16 protein-coding genes are annotated in these 17,777 nt (G+C 62.2%); 9 read left to right on the forward strand and 7 right to left on the reverse strand.

All coding sequences use genetic code 11. The annotated features are described in order from the left end of the window. The first annotated feature begins 6 nt into the window (after positions 1 to 6). A complete protein-coding gene (locus ACODTJ_RS19370; RefSeq protein ID WP_488849607.1) occupies positions 7 to 1,161 on the forward strand; it encodes a hypothetical protein in 1,155 nt (384 codons plus the stop codon). Here ACODTJ_RS19370 and ACODTJ_RS19375 read toward each other — a convergent pair. Further along, positions 1,158 to 2,225, reverse strand: coding sequence for a hypothetical protein (locus ACODTJ_RS19375; protein ID WP_488849608.1), 1,068 nt, complete (start codon positions 2,223 to 2,225; stop codon positions 1,158 to 1,160). The two genes, ACODTJ_RS19370 and ACODTJ_RS19375, sit on opposite strands and share 4 nt — an antisense overlap. Before the next feature lie 433 nt (positions 2,226 to 2,658). On the opposite strand from ACODTJ_RS19375, the gene ACODTJ_RS19380 reads away from it, so the two are divergent. After that, a complete protein-coding gene (locus ACODTJ_RS19380) occupies positions 2,659 to 2,985 on the forward strand; it encodes a DUF4031 domain-containing protein (RefSeq protein ID WP_488849609.1) in 327 nt (108 codons plus the stop codon). 85 nt (positions 2,986 to 3,070) lie between these two features. Here the strand turns inward: ACODTJ_RS19380 and ACODTJ_RS19385 are convergent, their stop codons facing one another. Continuing rightward, positions 3,071 to 3,826 carry a hypothetical protein gene (locus ACODTJ_RS19385; protein WP_488849610.1) on the reverse strand — a complete coding sequence of 252 codons (756 nt, stop codon included), beginning with the start codon at positions 3,824 to 3,826 and terminating at the stop codon, positions 3,071 to 3,073. Positions 3,827 to 4,084: 258 nt separating this feature from the next. Beyond that, positions 4,085 to 4,540 (reverse strand): hypothetical protein, encoded by a 456-nt coding sequence (locus ACODTJ_RS19390; RefSeq protein ID WP_488849611.1) that lies wholly within the window; start codon positions 4,538 to 4,540, stop codon positions 4,085 to 4,087. A 227-nt stretch (positions 4,541 to 4,767) separates the two neighbouring features. Between ACODTJ_RS19390 and ACODTJ_RS19395 the strand changes: the two genes are divergently transcribed. Together ACODTJ_RS19395 and ACODTJ_RS19400 are read left to right on the forward strand one after the other, a co-directional pair. Next, positions 4,768 to 8,133 (forward strand): hypothetical protein, encoded by a 3,366-nt coding sequence (locus tag ACODTJ_RS19395; protein WP_488849612.1) that lies wholly within the window; start codon positions 4,768 to 4,770, stop codon positions 8,131 to 8,133. Between the two features lie 64 nt (positions 8,134 to 8,197). Continuing rightward, positions 8,198 to 9,121: an AcrVA2 family anti-CRISPR protein gene (locus tag ACODTJ_RS19400; RefSeq protein ID WP_488849613.1), complete on the forward strand. Its 924-nt coding sequence runs from the start codon at positions 8,198 to 8,200 to the stop codon at positions 9,119 to 9,121. An 8-nt stretch (positions 9,122 to 9,129) separates the two neighbouring features. Here the strand turns inward: ACODTJ_RS19400 and ACODTJ_RS19405 are convergent, their stop codons facing one another. Further along, positions 9,130 to 9,888, reverse strand: a complete 759-nt coding sequence (locus ACODTJ_RS19405; protein ID WP_488849614.1) for a hypothetical protein — start codon at positions 9,886 to 9,888, stop codon at positions 9,130 to 9,132. Between the two features lie 220 nt (positions 9,889 to 10,108). Between ACODTJ_RS19405 and ACODTJ_RS19410 the strand changes: the two genes are divergently transcribed. Continuing rightward, complete coding sequence (locus ACODTJ_RS19410; RefSeq protein ID WP_488849615.1) at positions 10,109 to 10,453, forward strand: response regulator; 345 nt, start codon at positions 10,109 to 10,111, stop codon at positions 10,451 to 10,453. A gap of 3 nt (positions 10,454 to 10,456) precedes the next feature. On the opposite strand, the gene ACODTJ_RS19415 is transcribed toward ACODTJ_RS19410, so the two are convergent. Further along, complete coding sequence (locus tag ACODTJ_RS19415; protein WP_488849616.1) at positions 10,457 to 10,741, reverse strand: hypothetical protein; 285 nt, start codon at positions 10,739 to 10,741, stop codon at positions 10,457 to 10,459. Positions 10,742 to 10,978: 237 nt separating this feature from the next. Between ACODTJ_RS19415 and ACODTJ_RS19420 the strand changes: the two genes are divergently transcribed. Next, positions 10,979 to 11,551 (forward strand): transglycosylase SLT domain-containing protein, encoded by a 573-nt coding sequence (locus ACODTJ_RS19420; RefSeq protein ID WP_488849617.1) that lies wholly within the window; start codon positions 10,979 to 10,981, stop codon positions 11,549 to 11,551. Positions 11,552 to 11,553: 2 nt separating this feature from the next. On the opposite strand, the gene ACODTJ_RS19425 is transcribed toward ACODTJ_RS19420, so the two are convergent. Further along, positions 11,554 to 13,038, reverse strand: a complete 1,485-nt coding sequence (locus ACODTJ_RS19425) for a hypothetical protein (protein WP_488849618.1) — start codon at positions 13,036 to 13,038, stop codon at positions 11,554 to 11,556. Then, positions 13,035 to 14,483 (reverse strand): hypothetical protein, encoded by a 1,449-nt coding sequence (locus tag ACODTJ_RS19430; protein ID WP_488849619.1) that lies wholly within the window; start codon positions 14,481 to 14,483, stop codon positions 13,035 to 13,037. The genes ACODTJ_RS19425 and ACODTJ_RS19430 overlap by 4 nt, the downstream gene beginning before the upstream one ends. Before the next feature lie 53 nt (positions 14,484 to 14,536). Between ACODTJ_RS19430 and ACODTJ_RS19435 the strand changes: the two genes are divergently transcribed. From ACODTJ_RS19435 to ACODTJ_RS19445, 3 genes are all read left to right on the forward strand, one after another. Then, the gene (locus tag ACODTJ_RS19435; protein ID WP_488849620.1) at positions 14,537 to 14,836 is read left to right on the forward strand and encodes a hypothetical protein; all 300 of its coding nucleotides are present in this window, start codon (positions 14,537 to 14,539) and stop codon (positions 14,834 to 14,836) included. Between the two features lie 205 nt (positions 14,837 to 15,041). Continuing rightward, on the forward strand, positions 15,042 to 17,114 hold the full coding sequence (locus ACODTJ_RS19440; protein ID WP_488849621.1) for an ATP-binding protein: 2,073 nt from the start codon (positions 15,042 to 15,044) through the stop codon (positions 17,112 to 17,114). A gap of 127 nt (positions 17,115 to 17,241) precedes the next feature. Next, on the forward strand, positions 17,242 to 17,700 hold the full coding sequence (locus ACODTJ_RS19445) for a hypothetical protein (RefSeq protein ID WP_488849622.1): 459 nt from the start codon (positions 17,242 to 17,244) through the stop codon (positions 17,698 to 17,700). Positions 17,701 to 17,777: the final 77 nt, after the last annotated feature.

The following is a 17,777-nucleotide window of genomic DNA, read 5'->3' on the forward strand; positions in this document are numbered from 1 at the left end:
GGCGGCATGAAGATCCATGTCACGATCGAGTCGCCCGTCACGCATATAGCGGCTCGCGCGCGCTTTGAGCGGACCGACCTGGTAGTCGACTCCATCGAGGTCGAGATAGCGGAGATATCGGCGAGCGATGCCATCCCCGCGCTGTTTGCTGAGATCACACCCGACGGCCGCCAGCATGAAGATCGACAGGCCATCGACCTCTTCGGCAACGACCCTCGCTTGCCGGTGATCTCGAACAGCATCGAGCTCAAGGGCTACGGCGGCACACTGTGGGTTGATGCCGCCCGCGACAGTCGAGAGCGCTACTCGGATCTCGCTGCCAACAGGCTACGCGGAAAAGACGCTCCGGAGCTCATAACCTACGTCAGCGAGGACGGAGCCTCGCTCCCACCCGGCGGTCTCCTCCACTGGCTCGATGAACACGCAGCTCATCAACTGTGGAGGAAAGAACTGATCGTCCTTTCCGTCGGCGGCCCGGCTGCGATGCCCGGCAACGCGCTGCGTGAGCCTGCGAATGTCCGCGAGATGGTCCGCGATGACCGCGAGCTGAACCGTGCGACGATGGCGCGCTACGTGCGCGACAATTTCCTGGTCATCGACGGCCGGGTTCACACCCGAACGTTGCCGCCTGGCTACTGGGTCGGGAAGGACCTCCGTGACGTGGCTGTGGGTGTTGAGAGAAAGGTCGGTCCCTTCCCCGGGCGCGTGTGGTTTCCCCTCACCGACACGGAAGGTTTCGAGGCCTTCACCGCCGATCTGCAAGGCCGCGGCCATCGCAACATCTTGGCGATGGCTCCGGTGGAGATCCATCACGCCGAGCCAGAACTCCTGGCCCTTGACCAGGTCCACCTCGGATACGCCGCGCTGCGCTACGGTATCGCAGGCTGCGGATCGAGCTTCGGAAATCTGCCTGACGATGCCCTCCTGTGCTGGATGGAGCTGCGCAGGGAGGCCCGGCGCTGGTCAGCGGTCGATGGGCATGCCCAGCCGCTCTACGACCTTTTGGAGAAGCTTGAAGGGCTCATCCCACGGGATGCGAAAGAGGCGAGCGAGGTCTTCGGCATCCACGCCCACGCGTTGATGGCGCAATCCAAGGCCCTAGACCTCAGGGAGCGCGTTGCCCCCGGAGACGATCCCGAGCTCGCCGGACTGCAGATCTAGCGAATGCCCGAAGGCTTCGCCCCGACAGCCCGAATGAGCTGGTTTACGCTCTCCATAGCGGTGTCCGTGATCAACGGCGTCAGCGGGGGGCGCGTCGCTGGAGCCCGGCTATTGCCCATGGCCTGCGCCATGCCAGGGCTCATCATCAGGTCGATCATCTCTTCCCGGGCACGGTTCATCTGATCGTATAGACCGGAGCCCGTACGGCAGTTGATTGCGAACTCGGCGTGGTGGGGAAACAGGCACCCGATCCCGGCAATCTCAAGCAACCGGCCGTGCTGATCCTCAAATTCCTTGAGCCGCTCGAAGAGCGCTCGTTGGCCGGCATCCATCGCTTCGGTCGGGAGCAGCGCGTCCACCTTGAAGACCCAGGTCGTGCCCTCCGCATCGAGAGAGAAGGGACAGTCCAGCACCGGATGCTCGATCTCGCCGCTCGGAGTGATTTCCCGCGCCGTCGACTTGCAGCAAGCTGCTCCGTCCTGGCCACCGTAATCGTTGCGAACCTCTCCGAAGACCAACCCGTCGCGCAGCGCGGTGGCCAGCCGACGCTCTGGGAAGTGAGAGGCCGGCAAAAGCATAAACCCCATGAGCCCCATGACGCGGTTTGCTGCCGACCATGAGCCGGGCGCGGCCGAATTGATCGCTCGCCGCTTGTGAAGCAGCCGTTCAGCGATCGGGATGTCACCAATCATGGGCGAGGAGGCATGCATCGCGATATGACGGTCGCGATGGAAAATATGTGAGGCGAACTTGACGATCGCGACGTTGGCGTCCGGGAAGGCTGAAATCGACCCGAGCTCAAGAGATTCCCGGAAATTCCTTGGCGAGTGCGGGCGCGGCGACCGCGATCGAAGCGCGTAGAGCAGCGTGGGATTCTCCGAGAGAGATGTCTGAAGTTCGTCGAGCTTTCGACGGAGCCGAAAGCCTTCGATCGGCTGCCCGGCTCGCAAGATCGCGTCCGCGGCGGCGGCGAGCTCGGCGTCACAAACCCGCATGACGTCGGGTACCCCGACGATGCCCGCGACGGGCACCTTGCCGTTGTCGTCACTCCGACGGCCGATCACCGATTTCCCCTTTGGCGATTCTTGTAGACATCACGTTTTCAACTTCGGAATATACGCCCCGGCCTGGGGCACTCACATATGTTAAAGTCCAGCGCCTCCAGGGTCCGATTATCAGTACGCGCTCTATTGAAAGTGGTTCCAGCAGGAACCAACCTAATTTTTTGTCGGCGTACAGATAGCTGCGTGAATTATCAACAGCTTATGACCGCGAGCCATCGAATGGAGGCGTTTCTCCAGAGGGGCTCTAAACTGGCCTTCCCGATAGTTAACATGAAGTGTGACGCAAGTGCCGTCGTGCGTCGATACACAACTGCGGTATTCCGATAGCAAAACCACGGAGCGTTCGCAGCTGCAACAAGTCAGCAACGTGGTAATTTGCACCTGCTCAGTGCAGGATCGTGGTAGGTCCGCGAACTGGAGTCGCTGTGCAGTTATGACCGTCTATGTCGACGACATGGCAGCCCGCTATCGCCGCATGGTCATGTTCCACATGATCGCTGATACGGACCTTGAACTTCATGCGATGGCCGATCGGCTCGGTATCGCGCGACGCTGGTTTCAGGGCGATCATTACGACGTGAGCAAGGGAGCCAGGGAGATGGCGCTTCGGAGCGGTGCGATCGCAATCACTTTTCGCCAGCTTGGCTGCATGGTCGCCAATCGAAGGGATACCGGTAGCCTCGGCGACCCGATGACAGCGGTGGCGCTTCGGCGCCAACTTCGCGCAGAAGCTCGGCACGCAGAATCCCTTCCCTTGTAGCTCGCTGCGGAACTCCACCGGCGCGAAACGAGGTAATGCTGCCTCGAGGCGCTTGTTCCAAAATGTGCGCTGAAAAATGAAGCTGCTACACCGCCGGCGCCTGCGGGGACAAAGCCTGCTCTGGCGCGATCCGCAGGCTTGCCTTTGCCTCAGAAATCCAGGCATCGAAAATCGGCTGCCGGTCGCGCTTGTAGCTCACGATTGCGGTTCGAACGGGTCGCCCGTCCATCCAGGCCTGAAGATGCGACACCAGATCGATCTCCTCGGCACCCTCCACAACGATGGCTCCGCTCTCAACCAGCACGACCTGGCTAGGCGCCACGGCTGCAACGGAGACGTCGGATGAGGCGATCCCGTCAATCTTCCCCTCGCAGTCCTCGATGTAGCCACCCTCAGGCCATTCCGGCGGCTCTAGGGCGAGATACTCAAGCCAGTCGGCACCCGCGAGCTTGAGCTTCCGCGCTCGTGGCCCCACGGCGCTCTCAAAGGGCACTTCCAGCTTCAAGCCGCGAGCCTTTGCCGCATCGACCGCCGCCCCGACGTTCGCGAGCGGGATCGAAACAGCTGCCGAGATCGTGTTTCGGCGCTTCATGAAGTCACGGGCGTAGTCGAGAAAGTCGTAATGCCCAGGGATCTGGCATCCCTCCTCCGGGGCCCTGACCCAGCCGGAGAGCACGACGATCTCGTCGGCGTCCTCAACCTGGTCCTCGCCGAGATCCTCGACCTCCACACCACGGAACCTGAGGAGCCACTCATCAACCCAGCGCGACCCGTCCTCCGGCCAATAGCGGGCATCAGCCATAAAGGCCTTCCAATCCGCCCCTGTCATCTTCAGCGCCATCGACCGATTCCGCCTTCCCGTCTTACGATAACGCCTCACGCTGCCTGAGGCGAAGCCATAGCGTGTCTGGATCCCGAGCCCGGACTGGCCAGTGATGTCCGACGAGCTCCCTGCCGCTCCACCAGGTTCGCTCGAAGCCTGTCGAGCCCTCCTGATAGGCTCCCGGCCAGACCTCCCTGACCTTGGTCATGGCCGCTTCAAACCCGCTGACCTTTAGCTTCGGCCCGAGTTCCGGATACCGGTCTCGCCGCGACGCCATTAGGCCATCCCGCCATCGATGAGGTTGGTGACGTCCCGCGCGATCGCCGCCGGTGCCCTCAGCGTCGCAAGCCCATCGGCGATGATTTGCTCCACCGCCTCAGCGGTTGGCGGCCGCGGATCCAGCTGCGGATAGTCCGGGTGCCTTCCCGGAAACAGCACCCGCTCCAGGCGAGCCATGGCGCGATCGTGCACGGATCCTGGAAACCGACCGATCGACTGCCAGGCCGAACGGCACGCGCCAACCGCGCGGTCGAGCTCCGCTTGCAGCTTGCGCTCGCGCCGCTCGGCAACATTGAGCGTCTGCGCGGCTTCGCTATCGGGAAGCGCGGCAACCAACCCGTCCAGTAGATCAGCGAGAATGCCGGGATCGAAGCTTGCGCCGCCCCTGACCTGCGCGCTTGCGATGCGGGCCCGCGCAACCAGGTCTATCCGGCGCTCTTGTTGCTCGCGCATGGGTCCGTCCACGCCTTTCATTCCTTGATCGGGGATTTGATCTTGAGGTCCGTTTCGTTTGGATGAATCACTGCGAGGCCAAGCGACGGACGAAACAAGGATCCCTCCAAGGATCAACATCACGATTCCTGAGAGAATCCTACAATTCGAATCTGCCGGTTCACGGAATTCTTCTGAACCGGTGCTATCTCCTCCAACAACGCGCATGGTCGACGGAGTGGTTTGTGGTGGGTCGTGAAATCGAGGTTTCCTCCGAGGAGCCTTCCGTCGAGCGTCTGACGCGGTCGCAGCCTCTGCAGGCTGGCCAGTACTGGAAGGCGGTCAAGGCGATCCCGGAAGAGGCGATCACTGAGGGGATGGTCCTCCTGATCACTTCGATCCGCTGGGCTCACGACGCTCCTCACACCATCATCCTGCGGCCGCACCCGTCTCACTATGACCACCAGGTCCAGGTTGAGGTCGGCGCCGATGGCGACAAGCGACGCCAGTGGATCAGGCTCAAAGAGCATCGCTTCCTGCTCGACGACTTCCTCTCCAAATTCGTGCCCGAGCTCGACGCCGAGGCAATCCGCGAGCGTGAGATCAAGGACGCCCAGCAGAGGATTTTTGACCTTCAACAGGAACTGCTGGACGGTCAGCGCGATCCGCTCGTGCTGGCTGCGGTGGTCGAAAGCGAGCTCGCCAAGCAGAAGCCGAAGGTGGAGCCCGCTGCCTCCAGCGGCACAACGGCAATCGCGGTTTCGCCAGCCTCCAGCCAGGAGCTGAAGCGCGTCGCTACCGGAACGCTCGCGGAGACCCTGCAGTCCGGCATCACGCCCGAGAAAATCGAGGCTCTGAAGATTGCTGCCGAACGCGAGCATCAGGTCGCGACGATCCGCGCCAACTGGGTCAAGGGCAAAACCGAGAAGATCGGCGAAGCCGTGACCGCGATGACGCCCTATTTCCAGGAACAGGCAGCTGCGGCGCTGGCGCGAACCGAGGACGTCCGCTCCTACGTCGCCCGCATGATGACGGGCATTGAGACGCTGGATCTATACGTCGGCAAGAACGTTTCCGTTCGCCGGATCCGCGACGGCGAGAGCGCGCCTCGCAACGTCCCGCTGACCTTCGTCCAGCGCAAGCTTCTCATGGACGAGGAGCTGTCTGTCTATCTCGACGTCGATCATCAGTTCGACGTCTCGCGGCAGGAGGAGTTCTTCCGTGCCCTTTGCGAGCACGATGGCTTGGTCGATCAGATTTTCCCGACAGAACGCTGCGTCCTCGTGATGGCAACGACGCGCCGGCACATCGACTACAGCCACCCTCTCATCAGCGCGGCGATGAACGAGGCCAACGCCGAGGTCTTCATGCTCGTGCGAGACGGGATGCGTATCCACCGCGTCGTCTCCCCGGTCGAAAGCCATCTCGCCACGGCCCGGCTGTTTCCTAATACCGACGATCACAAGGCGACGTTCCGGGGCATCGACGGCTCCCACATGAAGATCGACGACGTCGCCTACACGGACAAACTCGCCCTGCATGAGGCACAGGTCCTCCACTACAAGCGCTTCCTGATCCTGGCTTGCGGCCTCGACCATCGCGAGAAGCTCTTCGGCGACTTCTACGAGGGCCCGGCCTCCTTCGAATTCGTGTCGCTCGGGTTCCAGGAGAAGAACTGCCGCTTCCTGTTCGATGACAGCGGCCTATTGCTCACCGAAGGCCGGCCGTCGGTTCGCGACTGGATCAAAGAAAAGAACAGCTATCTCCGAAGCGGTTCCCGCGTCCTTGTCTCATGGTACGGGATCATGGACGAACGCACCGCTCCGGGAGCCTGCTTCCCCTCGCGCGGCGATCGCGGCTTCGAGATGCGCTATCGACCCGACCGGCCCGTCGAGGCTGTGATCGCCTATCGCGACGGCGCCGAGCTCTACGCCAACGCCGATGTCAGCGGGTCTTCACGCCTGGGCGATGATCGGAGCTTCCAGGCCAAAGTCCGCCTCACCAAGGATGAGAAGCCCTGGGACCACGAGCAGCTCGGTTATCTTTGCCTCGATGCCGTGACCGAAGGCGACCTTGTCCACTATCTGAATAATCGAGCGTCGCGGAAGGACCATGTCCATTTCATCCGCTTCTTCAAACATGCGATCCGGTTCGTGCGTGCGGAAGCGGTAACCGAAGCCGACACCCGCAGACGCCTCCTCGAAGCGCTGGCTGAAGGCAACATTGCGACGGGCGCGGCGGCCGAGGAACTCGTGTCGCGGGCCGTTATCGCTTGGCGCGCGGCCCAGCGAGGTGCGCCGCTCCCGGTGTTCGAAGGAGACACCCCGCCGGCAGCCTGGAAGTCGCTTCTCGACCAGATGTTCATGCTTTCGAACGAGGGCGACGCAAGGGTCACGCAGGCGGAATCCTTCGTGCGCGCACTCGGGCTCGCGCCGCTGCGCCTCGTGCTCTCGGGCAACGCCAAGCTCGTCATCTACGCTGCGCCCTCAGAGGACGAACGCGACGACCGCCTGATCCAGCACCGGTGGGTCCATCGGATCACGCTTGAGCTTGGGAAGACCAAGCTGATCGAGAAGGCCCGCAGCTGGAGCGTTCTTACCGCTCGCGCGGCCGCGGAGACCGTGATCCACCAGTGGCCTGATGCCGAGTCCTGGACCGGACATCCCGACGTCTTCGCGACCTTCCATCAGAAGGCCCAGTTCTTGGCCCCCGCCGAGGGCTGCATCGATGTTATCCGCCGCCTCGGAAAGCCGAGCTCGTTGTGGTTCGAGCACTACTACAAGGCCTGGTCGCTTGAACGAGCCAGGCTGACAAAGAGGTTGTCTCGCGTCGTCGAGCCGGATTTCGTGCTCCCGATCGGTGTCAGCGGCGCCGCCGGTGACCTGCGCTACACCTGCCTCGTCCTGCGTCATCCGGTGGAGTTGATCCATCACCTGGCACCGACCGATGAGGATCGCGCTCGTGTCAGGGCAGCCTATCTCTCGCTCTACAAGAACAAGGAGGGGGCTGCGGAGCGCTTCGAAAACGCAATCAGCCGGCCAGCGCCGCGCTGGGAGGTTGCCGAAATCTATCCGTCCGCTCAGAAGGCGCTGGAAGGCGAGTTTGGCTTCACCACCCATTGGCCTGTGGCCGAGCGCGTGGATTACGACCCGATGCTCGGTCCTTGGCTCCGGCGTTGGCTCGCCGCGCGCAGCAAGCAGCACTATGCGTGGCTGGCCGACGGCCTGGACGCGAACGCTGATTCTCTCGACGAAATGCTGGGAATCAGGCGTCCGGCCGACTGGGACCCGATGACCGCCTCGACGGTGAGCATCCGCGTCCAGTCGAAGACCGTCGCCACCTTTATCGAGATCTACCCCGCATCCGCTGAGAAGCGAGCAATCAGCATTTACTCGTCGAACTCATGGCTCGATGAGGCCAAGGCCGGGTTCCCGGGCGCGAACGGCGTCCAGGCTCATTCTGCGACCTTCGCGACGCGGTCGGAGGCCCAGGCCTTCGTCACGCGGTCAACGGCCTCCGATGTGCAGATTATCCCGGCCTCTGAACGCCCTGATCTGCCCCAGGCCACCAAGGGTGCCGAACGCTGGTATCTCGGCGAACCGACAGCCTCGTAGACGCGCAGGCGCTTCGTATTCCCAGGATTGACAGCCCTTAATCGGCCGCGGCAATCCTGGGCTCATGATCCATCACAAGCTGATCGACGGACTGCGTTACCGGGAGGATGGCATCCCGGTCATTTGCCTCAGCCCGAACGCCCCGCGCAGCGCCATCGAGGCGACCGCTGAGGATTTCGCCCGGCGCATGGAGAAGGCTGCCGTCTTCGTCTTTGAGAACCTCCCGGTGGCGCTCGACGGGGAGGGTTCAATCGATCTGCCAGGCCTTGAGGCCGAAGAACAGGAAATGTTCGCAGAGGGCCTTATACCGCTGCCCTTCGAGACCTGCTGGTTCGAAACCAGCGTGACGATCGCGCCTGGTCACCGCGAGATCTTCGGCTTCCTGGTCGAGCAGCTTCCTGGAAGCGGAATTTGCGTGCGGGCATTGCGGACCATGCAGCACGCGCAGGCAATCGATATAGACGGCCATTTGGTCCGCGAATACGGCGATCTCACCGGAGAGGTCTGGCTTGTCCTGCCCGCGACAGACGGCAAAGGTTTGACCATCGACACGCGAGATCCGCTCAATGTCGGCCGCACGCGAGCCGAGCTGACGGGATCGGATTATGCCCGACGGGTGAGCGGGGAAACGGGCTTCGTCGGCTGGCTCACGCTCATGCTTTCATCGCGATCCACGCAGGTCGATCGCGTGCCGGCGCCTGACAAGTTGAACAAACAACGCATCAAGCGCGGCCGCGTCCCGATCGCGCCGCACACGATGGTCTCGATTATCCCACGAGATGTTGCGGCGCGGATGCGCGCTGATCGCGAAGATGCTCAAGGGCAGCTGCGATCGTCGCCGCGGCTGCATTGGCGTCGTTCCCATCGCCGCACCTACGCCAGCGGGAAGACATTGGTGATTCCGAGGCTGCTCATTGGATACAGAAATCACGCCGGAGCAGAGATCGCCCCGGCGCAATATCGCATCGACCTGTCCGAACCGGCTTGATCGCCGGATCAGCGCGTCCTGCGCCCGACTTGGCCATAGGCCGAGTACTGATCGATAAGTTGGCTCGATCCATCCGGATAGAGGCGGGTGCGGGTGAAGAAGGTCTGCGATTTGTCCGACCGCACGACATCCATGGCGCCTTCGCGGAACGCCGCGTACGCCTGCAGCTCCAGCGTGCGACGACGGTCTTCCGCATTGGAACTCGTGATGGCGCTCACCGCAGCAATCACGAAGGCGAGGGCCGCAAACGAAGCCGCCACAGTCGCCATCAGCCCCCTACGGCTCTCCATGAACTCCGAAAGCGGACTGCGGGGAGGACGCTTGAACGAGACGACCACCGGCGACTGGCGATGGATCGCGTGGATCACAACCTCAGGCAGATCGTCGAAATCGATCGAATTGAGGAAGTCGCGCCAGCGCTGGGGATCCTTGGAGTTCTTGCCAGCCTCGATCACGAGATTGAAGCAGCGAAGCTGGTCCTGCGCGTCCTCGACGATCTCGGAGGCTTTCGGCACGACGAGCCCGTTCCGAACTTTAAGGACGACACCCTTCAGCTCCAGGCCGCTCTTCCCGCTGACGATGGCGGCCATGATGAGTTCGCCGTTGATCTCGTCGACGCCGGGCACGATCTCGACGAAGGCAGTGCGCATGTCAGCATACTTGTTGCCCTCGGCGACGAGGTGCCAGCAGCCGTCATCGAAGGGCGCAACGAAATTCGGCGCCCGGGCGATGATGATGTAGCTGTTGGCGCGTCCTTGAAGATTCATGCGCTCACTCCTTGTACCACGCTCGATCTAACCTCGAGGATCTCAATCAATCGTGGGCCGAATTCATTGCATTCTTCGTACCCGCAGGGCGATTGAAAATTTATCGCACCGCGCGTTCCGGTCATTTGTCGCTGTCAGGGCTGTTTTGGTTCACGGGTCGCCCAAATAATTTTCCGCTGCTACAGGAAGCCTATCTGAGCCGGCCTGGAGCTGTCACCTGATGCCCGACATCAAAGTGTTGATAGTGGACGACGACCCCATAATCGGGATGTTCATGGAGCAGCTACTGGAGGATGCCGGCTTTCCGGGAGCAATGCATGCTCAGACCATCACCGAAGCGCTTTCAGAGGCCCGAGGCGGGTATGGCCTCGCATTCCTCGACATCAATCTGCAAGAAGGCAACACCGAAGCCGTAGCAGACGCGCTTTTGGCGGCAGGGACGCCGTTCATCATCACATCCGGCGCAGACCGTCCGGCCTGGCACCCCGACGCGCCCATGCTTCACAAACCCTTCGGCCTGAAAGAGCTTGAATTGGCGATCGCGTCCGTCGGGTTGGAGCCCTGAGTCCTACATTCGCATTTCAGGCGCCGGGTGGAGCTCCTGCAGCCGAACGCGCACCGCGTCGTCCATCTTGCGCCAGTTGTCGTCGCCTTCACGGATGCTGAGCCGTTCGCGGTTCCGCTTTTCCTGCTTCCAGAACGTTTCGAGATCCTCGGGCGCGACCATCGTGAGCGATGCGACGAAGATGCCTGCATAGCGCATGCGATCGGCATTCGATGCATGCAGCACCTCGGCCGGATCATGAACAGCGCCGTTCCCACCTTGTCTTGCGATGAGGTCCTTCAATCCCATGGGCCGTTTCCTTCTCGTCGGAAACCCGGACCCTACTGGCGGACCTTGAATAGGACCATGGCGCAAGGATCCGTCATCCACCGGGTACCTCTCCAAGGATTTGTCTCTGATTCGTGTCACCCGGTGGACAGCGTCAAGGATTCTTGTTGATCCCGCCATGGATTCGATTTGCAATGTTGCATCGAGGTAACGTGGAGTCGTTCGAGCGTGATGCCGTCCCTGTCCGGAGCAGGCCGAGTGGCCCTAGCCGCCATCATCTCTTCTGCCCTCGGCGGATGTGCACTTTTCCCGACCACCCCTCCGACAGCATCCGCTGAGATAAAGCCTGGGGCGCCGGCCCAGCTGCGACCATCCGGAAAGCAGCGACGCTTGATCGCGGAGGCGGTTGCGCGCGAGGCGCGAAAGCAAGGCTTGCCCGAGGACCTAGCTCTCGCCGTCGCCAAGGTCGAAAGCTCATTCAATCCGATGGCTCGCTCGTCTGCCGGCGCCGTGGGTGTCATGCAGATCCTGCCACGGACGGCGAGAAGCCTCGGGCATCGAGGATCGATCCGCGACCTGTTCAGGCCTGAGGTGAACATTCGCTACGGCGTCGCGTACCTCAAGCAAGGCTTCCTCGAAGCTGGACCACGCTGGGCCGTCCTTCGCTATCATGGCGGCCCGAACACGCGCATCCATGGGCCGCGCACTCAGGGCTACGCGACAAAGGTTCTGGCTTTCGCCAATCTGCCGGCCGATGGATGGATCGAGCGCGGCACCGTGCAGCTCGCCATGGCTGATGTTGCCACGGCAGCGCGCTTCGTTCAGCAGTAGCGCTAGAGCCCGAAATCGGCGAGTTCGTCGGCGGCCTGGTTTGTCAGCGATCGAGCGATCTTCGCCTCGAAATGCTTCTGCGCCGTGGCGCGCATTTCGTCCTCGATGCCGATGGTGTCACCCCACTTTGTTTCACCGAGCACGGCGCCGGCGCCATCGAATACGATGGCCATCCAGCCTCGACGGCTTCTCTCCGACATATCCGACGTCCGCATGTTCCGACGAACGAGGATCAAGGCGTGCTCGCCGGGGCTGAACAGCTCCTTCAATTCGTCACCTGTGCCATGAGGCAGGTCACGGAAACTCCCTACCTCCCAGGCGACCGTCCGATCCGACGGCGTGTCGGGTGCAGCGCCCGCCGTCGACCATGCGCGCCCAACAGCGACGGCGTGGTCTGCCTCCCGCCCGGCCTCTCCCGCGATCCAGAGCGGCATCTTCTGAACATCGACCCCCTTCACCGCAGCCTCGAATGCCCACAAGGCATCAACGGTCGCCGTCGGACCAGATCGGAACTCGCGCACGGTGTCGCGGACTTTGACCCACGCAGCGATCGCGTCCTCAGGCATATCCAGGACCGCGGGAATCTCCGAGATCTGCTTGCCGGCAACGACGGTGAGGGAGGAACCGTCCTCGCGGAGGAAATCAGCGCTCAAGTGGTCAACGAAGGGCAGTGGCGCCCGCTCGGCCAAACCATCAGCCCGGGCAAATTCCTCAAGTCGCTCGGCGGCATCGAGGGCTTGCGGGATACGGTCGAGCGCATAATGGAGTCGATCGGTGAAGTCCGTGTGACCGCGAGCACCGATAGTGGCCCAGCGGAAGGCGCTGGCGCGCGCTGGTGCTTCCTCGATGCGAACATGCACCGATCGGACGACCTGCTCAGCTGATGGCCAGGAAGTAGGGACCGTCACCACAACAGCAAGGCGGGGCTCACCCACGGGGGCGAGGACCATGCCATCGAGCACCTTGAGCTCACTCGCCCGGCGCTGCAGGAGGCTGAGCCGGGCGGCGCCGCGATCGTCCTCAACGGCCGCGACTTCGCCCCGCGTAAACGCCGGCAGCTCAGCCGTCGTCAGTGGATGATCTGGAACGTCCTTACCCATGCCGACGCGGTCGAGCTCGTCAGACCTCAGCAGGGAGTAGTGAAGCCCTTCGCCATACAGCGAGACGTCGAAGGGATTGCCAATCGAGAGAGCATCATTCGTGAGGTCCTCGATCGAACAGGTCTCTGCGAACAGACGTCCGTCGACAAGGTATACCCGACACGGCCGAGTTTCCCCCTCTGGTGTTTTGACCTGCCGAAACACCGGCGACACATGCCCGACCGTTGGATCGTCTGTGTTCGCCACCTGGCACATGAGCTCGACCGACGAGCTTTCGATCTCAGCAATCTGGAGCTGAGCGAAGGCGAGATTCCAGAAGGGCGAGAAGTTGCGCGCCCGCGGCCGGCGAACACCGATGCGATAAGCGAAAGGGATCTGGATGATCACGACCGGATCTCCATAGCCGGCGTGAGCGGCTCAACGAGAGAAGGGTAGGGAAGATTGAGCGCACGCTGCTTGATCTCCGGGTCACAAGCCTTGGAAAACGCGTGAACCGGCTCTTCCTGCGCGTCTGCATACACGAGCCGCACTCCAACGAGCTCGGGGATCGAGCCTGAGTTGATCCAGGCCGATCCATTTTCTCGCTTGTCGAGCTTCCTCACGTAGGGCAGCCCGCTCTCGACGAGAATGACGTCGACGTCCCCAGCCCGAGCTTGCTCAAGGAGGGTCACCGGGTTGACCTCCAGGAGCCTGGCAGCTCGGAAGATCTCCGAGGGCGTTGATGCTCTCGCTAGCCCCGATCGACGATCCTCGTCGAGATGGCGGGGCCTATGCTCCTGATCCGGGTAGAGCAGAGCGGCCAAGTCGCCCTTAAGCCGAGGAATGATGTCAGCGAGCGATTGTGCCGCCTGTCGATAACCAGCAATCGCCTCTTGAGCGGGCGTCGCCGGCCTCTGCGTGAAGTGCTCGACCGCAAGCGCCGTGTAGGCCTCGATTGCCAACAAGCGAGCAGCCTCCTGAGGATCGATCGTCATCTCGACGAAATTCTCGACCGCAGCGAGCAGAGATGGCACGGCATGGTTGCCGACGCCGGCGAGCGTGTCGTTCAGGCGTTTGATTGCGAGGATCTGATCGAGAGGGAGGTGCCGCGCGTGACGCGTAACCTCCTGCGCATGGTGTCGCACCGAAGCGACTGTCGCTCCGAATTCTGGGTCAGCTTGAAGGAGCTCCGGCATCAGGATCTCGACACCGTCAATCCCTTGAGCCTCGCTTAGAGCGACTGCCTCGCTGCGGTAGAGGAAGTTCTTGCCGAACCGGGACGATACAGCCTCTTCCGGAGCCGCGTCCGCGAAGCTGAAGCCGACGTGCGCTCCAGCCTGAAAGATGGCAACGGGCTCGGTGCAGCGCTCGAAAACACGACCTTCGACGATCATGAGACGGCTGGCGGCCTCAGCAATCTTGTCGCGCTCCGCCTGCACCTTGTCCTTGATCTTGGCTGCATCGAAGTAACGCAGCGGCGCCTCTATGACCTCCCCTTTGCGGGGGACGCGGGTCAAGCGGCGAAAGGGCGAGTCCTGATGCGATTCACCCCACGCTTCGAAGGGCGCATCGAGCCTTTCAGCGGGTCCCTGGTCGACCCAGAAAGATCCAGCATGCCAGCGGATATCGACAGCGTCTTCCCGCGCCCGGCGCTTGAGCAAGCTATCGACGCTATAGTCTTTGGCGCTGACGTCTGCGGCGATCCGCAACGCGACAGGCGCCGCGTCGGCGGCGACCTCCATGACCTCGATCTCCATCGAGCTGGTCACTGCATAGTTCGTGTAGCGGCCGCGATAGCCCCGGGAGAGCTGCTTCTGCGGGAATTCGAAGGGGATTTGATGCTTCACAAACATGCGCTCCGCGAGACCTCTACCTTCCCGCGCAACGACGCAAGGCACCATACCCGATGGAACTGGCCCTCAACGAACCTGGTTGTCATTCCGGATTGGAGGACAAGCCAATGTCATTGTTGCAAAGGCAGGACGGCACGTTTCGATCTGGCAGTGCGCTCGTCGCGTGCATCGCTGGCCTCTTCCTGGCCATCACCCCCCTCGTTGGAAGCATAGCGCTACTCACTGAGGGCCTGCCAGGTCCCGCCTTGAGGACATTTATGTCCGGCGTTCTTTATTTCTGCATAGGGTTCATTGCGATCTTTTCGATGCTCAAACTTCTGTCGTGGGTAAACTCGCCGCGCAGATTGAGCTGAACCTAGCTACCCCGCGACACAAAGCGATATTCCCATAGGTCACGCACGACATATTATTTGCCGCAGCAGAATGCAGTCACACAATCATGGACGAATGGTTAATGAGCATTTGGTCCATTGTATTGTGTTGTCAGAGCTAGATTGATGTTGTCGGGTGATCCTGATTGAATAGCCTCGACCCAGAAGGGGTTTACAGGTGAGGGGAATGGCCGGCAGCGCGTCGGTTCGATTCAGCCCGTTCCGACCGAGGACGATGGCCCTCCTGGCACTCGCTGCGAGCGTGCCGTTGGTTCTGCTTGCCTCGTTCGCGGGCGTCCTGATCCTTCGGCAACAGCAGGAAGAGATGCAGGAGACCGCGCGCGAAGCGACGTTCAATCTTGCCGACACGCTTCAGCGCGAGTTCGACGCGCAGGTCAACGTGCTTAAGGTGATGGCGGCCTCAAGGGCCTTCGACAACGGGCTCGACCTCTATGAGTTTCGCGACCTCGCGGAGCGCGCTCTCACCACCCAGCCCAATTTCACAGCCATAACCCTGAATGACCTGACAGGTGTCAGGATCGCTCGCGTTCTCGACGACAGCCACATCGGCGAGCAGGCCAAGGACATCCTCAGTCACGAGTTGGTGGTGGCGACCCATCAGCCGTCGGTCGGCAACGTGACACAGTTCCCGGATGAAGGCCCTGTCTTTGCTGTGCGCGTCCCGATCGTGCGGGATTCGAAGATCAAGGGTGTGATTTCGACCACTCTAAAGCCGTCCGTCCTGGTCACGCTCCTGCAAGCGAGCAGGCTGTCGCCGGAATGGATTTCGCTCGTCATCGACGGGAATGACCGTATCGTTGCTCGCGCTGGCGATCAGGGCGATTTCGCGAGTCAGCCCGGCTCGATTGCCTCGGATCCTGCTCGCAAGGCTCGCCAGACTGCCGACGCGGGCGTGTACGCGGGAAGGACCTTGGACGGGCGCTCCACGAACGCCCACTACCGGATGCTTCCAGGGCTCAGGTGGTCTGTCCACGTCGCGATCCCCGACAAGATCTACCAGGAGCCTGTCAGGCGGTCGATCTTCCTCGCGGTCACGGCCGGAATCGTTGCCCTGGCGATCTCCGGGGTCTTTGTCATGTTGCTCCTGCGCGAGTTGCGCCGTGGACAGGAGGTCGGACGCAAGGTCGAGGACGGCCTCCGCCTCGAGGCGCTTGGCCGCGTCACCGGCGGAGTGGCCCACGACTTCAACAACCTCCTGATGATCATGATGGGCGGCGCCGATATCCTGAAATCGCGTAGCGGCGATTCCACGCGGGTGCAGATGATCGCGGATACCATCGCGTCCGCGGCGCAGCGCGGCCGACAGCTCACCACGCATTTGCTCGCTTTTGCCCGGCGAAGCTCCCACGACCCGATCAGCTTCCGGATTCAGGATCGCATCGCGCATCTTGCCGTGATGATCGAGCGAGCGATCAACCCGGATATCTGCCTCCAGATCAGCATTGATCCGCACACGCCGGCCATCCTTGCAGATCCGAATGCGTTCGAGGTCGCTCTCATCAACCTCGCAGTGAACGCCAGCGATGCGATGCCCGATGGGGGGATACTGACGATCCGGGCTCACGCCTGGAACACGTTCCGAAGCCCCAACTCCGTTTCGATATCGGTCACCGACACCGGCGCCGGCATTCCCCAGGATTTCCAGGAGAAGATCTTCGAACCGTTCTTCAGCACGAAGCCCACAGGCAAGGGGACGGGTTTGGGCCTCAGCCAGGTGCATGGCTTCGCCTACCAGTCCGGCGGCGACATTCATGTTCGCAGCGAGATGGGGCAGGGCAGCACGTTCACGCTTGTTATGCCACGTTCCAATGCACCGCCGGTGCCGTCGCCTCTTCCGATCGTCTCGAACGAGGAGGTCGAAGGCGGCCGCCTCCTCATCATCGAGGACCACGTTGAGGTTGGGTCGATAACAGGCGAGGTCCTGCGCGCATCGGGGTTCAAGGTGAAGCTCGTGGAAAGCGCGGAAGAGGCCCTCGACGTCATCGAAACAGACAAGGCGTTCGATGCTGTGCTCAGCGATATCGTCCTCGGCGATGGCATGTCCGGGCTCGACGCTGCGCCGCGGATCCAGTCCGCCTTGCCGAATGCCGCGGTCGTCATGATGACAGGTTACAGCGAAGCTCTGGCCCGCGGCGCGACCTGCGGATTCCCGCTCGTGCGCAAGCCATTCGACCAGGCGGAGGTCGTCAGGGTGATCCAGTCAGCCATCGCCCAGGGCCCCAACAAAGAAGCCGCATGACGTTCCGTCATGCAATCCTTTGCCGTTCTGCGCTCGCTGAACCAAGGACCAAGTATCGATTGCGCTTCAACCACTGTCCGTTCTACGAATCGAATCACGGTTCCTTCCGCCTGATCCGGAGCCCTCGATGCGCAGATCTCCGACCTTCGTGGTCGAACGCAAACGTTCCTTCGCCAAAGTCCTTCCGCCTGCGCCGCGAACGCATCTGCGCCGACAATCGCTCTCGATCGCAGACACCGCGCCGGGCGACCGTGAAACGCCGCTCCCGATCACCGAAGCAGAACCACAGATCACGCAACCGCCCAGGATTCTGCCAAACCTGCTTGCTATCGATCCGCTTGAAGAGAAGCTAAGGGCCGCGAAGACCAGAGGCCGAAAGCCTAAGCTGGCGGCTGGGGGCAATCAGGATAAGGCCGAGCCCGCGGCGGCCCGGCACTCAGGACCGCCGCCCGCCGAACTCTCAGTGATCCCTTGGAGCACTGAAGCCTTTCGGCCTCTGGAGAAGCGCGTCCCCCGGGACAAGGACGACCTGCCCGCCGGGCAGCGCTGGAAGCGTCGTCTGCGCCATCTGAGGCGCCTGCACTAGAAGATGTCACCATTGAGCGGTGCATGGCCCTGGCGCTGGACTTCCTTGGGCCCCAACGCCGTGTAGGCTGACCTGAT

This window comes from Allobosea sp. FG18, assembly GCF_057809495.1.

What these genes read in the sequence shown, in the direction of transcription:
- ACODTJ_RS19370 (WP_488849607.1), top strand. Translation starts at nt 7, where the DNA reads ATGAAGATCCATGTCACGATCGAGTCGCCCGTCACGCATATAGCGGCT.
- ACODTJ_RS19380 (WP_488849609.1), top strand. Translation starts at nt 2,659, where the DNA reads ATGACCGTCTATGTCGACGACATGGCAGCCCGCTATCGCCGCATGGTC.
- ACODTJ_RS19385 (WP_488849610.1), bottom strand. Translation starts at nt 3,826, where the DNA reads ATGGCGCTGAAGATGACAGGGGCGGATTGGAAGGCCTTTATGGCTGAT.
- ACODTJ_RS19390 (WP_488849611.1), bottom strand. Translation starts at nt 4,540, where the DNA reads ATGCGCGAGCAACAAGAGCGCCGGATAGACCTGGTTGCGCGGGCCCGC.
- ACODTJ_RS19400 (WP_488849613.1), top strand. Translation starts at nt 8,198, where the DNA reads ATGATCCATCACAAGCTGATCGACGGACTGCGTTACCGGGAGGATGGC.
- ACODTJ_RS19405 (WP_488849614.1), bottom strand. Translation starts at nt 9,888, where the DNA reads ATGAATCTTCAAGGACGCGCCAACAGCTACATCATCATCGCCCGGGCG.
- ACODTJ_RS19410 (WP_488849615.1), top strand. Translation starts at nt 10,109, where the DNA reads ATGCCCGACATCAAAGTGTTGATAGTGGACGACGACCCCATAATCGGG.
- ACODTJ_RS19415 (WP_488849616.1), bottom strand. Translation starts at nt 10,741, where the DNA reads ATGGGATTGAAGGACCTCATCGCAAGACAAGGTGGGAACGGCGCTGTT.
- ACODTJ_RS19430 (WP_488849619.1), bottom strand. Translation starts at nt 14,483, where the DNA reads ATGTTTGTGAAGCATCAAATCCCCTTCGAATTCCCGCAGAAGCAGCTC.
- ACODTJ_RS19435 (WP_488849620.1), top strand. Translation starts at nt 14,537, where the DNA reads ATGGAACTGGCCCTCAACGAACCTGGTTGTCATTCCGGATTGGAGGAC.
- ACODTJ_RS19440 (WP_488849621.1), top strand. Translation starts at nt 15,042, where the DNA reads ATGGCCGGCAGCGCGTCGGTTCGATTCAGCCCGTTCCGACCGAGGACG.
- ACODTJ_RS19445 (WP_488849622.1), top strand. Translation starts at nt 17,242, where the DNA reads ATGCGCAGATCTCCGACCTTCGTGGTCGAACGCAAACGTTCCTTCGCC.